This window comes from Pseudomonas sp. AU12215 (genome assembly GCF_001675465.2).
Lineage (GTDB): Bacteria > Pseudomonadota > Gammaproteobacteria > Pseudomonadales > Pseudomonadaceae > Pseudomonas > Pseudomonas nitroreducens.
In genome coordinates, this window is the sequence record NZ_MACM02000085.1 from 1 (window position 1) to 2,254 (window position 2,254).

Here is a 2,254-nt window from a genome sequence, read left to right on the forward strand (position 1 = left end):
CGTCTTCGAAGCTTGGGGATTTCATGGTTCGCAGCTTGCCGGCAATCTGCTCGGGAGAAAAGCGCTGTCGCAGCAGGTGGGCGACCAGCTCGAACAACTMGTTGCCGGGCACCAGCCGTTTTGCGGGTCGACAGACCACGCGGCGTGTATGCATCAAGCGCTGGGCATCGTCTGCAACGTACTCGCCTTGAGCATTCCGGTTGCGCCGGATCTCACGGCTGACCGTCGAGGGGCTGCGGTTCATCAGCCGGGCAAGCCTGCGCTGGCTGAAGMCATTGCACAGGCCGATCTGGATCGTGACGCGCTCTGTGGCGCTGAGTTCGTGATAGGACATGGGGCAACACCTTACCGAAATGGTCGGGTGTTGCACTCAGTTTTTGCGGCCGCCTTGCTTTTTTTGGGACCCCATGGAATTTGAAATCCATTTGCCACAGCAACAAATCCGGATTAAAAACCAGAATAGCCAAAGCGGTATATCAGCTTTATCAATATGAAAACTGCAGCTCTATTGCTTTCAACTCAAATTTTGATGGCGAACCATGTTTTCCGCACGGAATCAAAAGCATATTTATATCCGGTGACGCTCGGATTGGAAAGAACTGCGTAATATTTCAACAAGTAACCATTGGTTCAAATACAATTCCAGGATCTGCTGGCAGAGGAGCTCCAACTATTGGCGATAATGTTTATATAGCTGCTGGCGCAAAAATAGTCGGAAATGTAAAAATTGGAAATAATGTTCGAATCGGCCCAAATGCCGTGGTTCATAAAGACATACCAAACAACTCAGTAGTAGTAGTTGGAACTCAACGAGTGATATACAAAAACACGCCAATTGACAACCATTTCTATTCAAATAGAAATGGCAGATGGATGTATTTTGATAACGGGAAATGGGTTACAACGAGCGCCCCCACAGATCGAATTTAACAACTTCATTTTCTAGACCACCTGCTGTATCTGTCGAAATATTTCACCCAAGGCATTGCGCCGTCGGGTTTTCCTTGATGACATCCTCCGTTAATCTCCCTCCTCCATTCTCCACCGCGGGGCCGCCCGGCCGCCGTGTTTCGCCCAAGGAAGTATCGATGCTGCGATTCCCCGTTCTGCTGGCCGGCGCCCTGCTGTCCTTCAATGCCTTCGCCCTGTCCCTTTCCGACCTCAGCCAAAGCGACGCCACCGGCGGCCTGAAGGATGCGCTGACCCAGGGTGCACAGGTGGCCGTGAAACAGCTCAGCCAACCCGGCGGCTTCAGCAACGACCCGGCCGTGCGCATCGAGCTGCCCGGCAAACTGGGCAAGGCCGCCAAGACCATGAAGCAGTTCGGCATGGGCGCCCAGGTTGACCAGCTCGAAGCGAGCATGAACAAGGCCGCCGAGGCCGCCATGCCGCAGGCCCAGGCGCTGCTGGTGGATGCGGTGAAGAAAATGAGCGTGACCGATGCCAAGGGCATTCTTCAGGGTGGCGAGCACTCGGCGACGGACTACCTGAACCGCAGCAGCCGCGAGCAACTGCGCGCCAAGTTCCTGCCGATCATCAAGCAGGCCACCGACCAGGTCGGCGTCGCCAAGCAGTACAACGCCTTCGCCAGCCAGGCCGCCGCCTTCGGCGTAGTCGACGCGAAGAGCGCGAACATCGAGAACTACGTGACCGAGGAAGCACTGGACGGCCTGTTCAAGCTCATCGCCGAGCAGGAGAAGACCATTCGCCAGAACCCGACAGCCGCCGCCACTGGTCTGGCGAAGAAGGTGTTCGGGGTACTCTGAGCCACGCCTGAAAGGCACACGAAAAAGCCCGGAAATGTTCCGGGCTTTTTCTTTTCTGCTCATGCCACCCAGGCACGGGTTAATTGCCTCTCGGGGCGCTCACCCCTGGTGAGGAATGGCGGAAGCCTTCCACTCAGCAATGGCCTGCAGCGCAAGCGGGTCATCATCGAACCAACCGGTCTGCGAAAGACCCAGCTTCTCCTCCAGCAATACACAGATTGCCAAAGCCGCATTGGCGCGGTCTTCACGCGACTCCCTGATGGTGTTTTCAATTTCTTTTCGCAGTTTCATGCTGTGCTACCTTGGGCTTGGCCACTGTCGTATGGATGGCGCTCGACGCACCACACGCTGGTTGGGCGTTGGATTTGTCGACCTCGTCCGCCTCTGCTGGGCTCGGCGGCCGCAAAAACTGAGTGCAACACCCGACCATTTCGGTAAGGTGTTGCCCCATGTCCTATCACGAACTCAGCGCCACAGAGCGCGTCACG

The 2,254-nt window shown here is 56.0% G+C and carries 4 protein-coding genes; 2 read left to right on the top strand and 2 right to left on the bottom strand.

What is annotated here, in order from left to right; genetic code table 11:
- Positions 1 to 334, bottom strand: a 334-nt coding sequence (locus A9513_RS14380) for a helix-turn-helix domain-containing protein (protein WP_141678412.1), incomplete at its 3' end; no start/stop codon positions are given.
- 80 nt (positions 335 to 414) lie between these two features.
- Between A9513_RS14380 and A9513_RS34930 the strand changes: the two genes are divergently transcribed.
- Positions 415 to 930: a serine acetyltransferase gene (locus A9513_RS34930; protein ID WP_083196125.1), complete on the top strand. Its 516-nt coding sequence runs from the start codon at positions 415 to 417 to the stop codon at positions 928 to 930.
- Between the two features lie 158 nt (positions 931 to 1,088).
- Complete coding sequence (locus tag A9513_RS14385; protein WP_037009581.1) at positions 1,089 to 1,766, top strand: DUF4197 domain-containing protein; 678 nt, start codon at positions 1,089 to 1,091, stop codon at positions 1,764 to 1,766.
- Between the two features lie 99 nt (positions 1,767 to 1,865).
- Here the strand turns inward: A9513_RS14385 and A9513_RS14390 are convergent, their stop codons facing one another.
- Positions 1,866 to 2,057 carry a hypothetical protein gene (locus A9513_RS14390; RefSeq protein ID WP_065327444.1) on the bottom strand — a complete coding sequence of 64 codons (192 nt, stop codon included), beginning with the start codon at positions 2,055 to 2,057 and terminating at the stop codon, positions 1,866 to 1,868.
- Positions 2,058 to 2,254 lie beyond the last annotated feature (197 nt).

Excerpts from the sequence above, each read along its gene's own strand:
- A9513_RS14385 (WP_037009581.1), top strand. The coding sequence starts at position 1,089 with ATGCTGCGATTCCCCGTTCTGCTGGCCGGCGCCCTGCTGTCCTTCAAT.
- A9513_RS14390 (WP_065327444.1), bottom strand. The coding sequence starts at position 2,057 with ATGAAACTGCGAAAAGAAATTGAAAACACCATCAGGGAGTCGCGTGAA.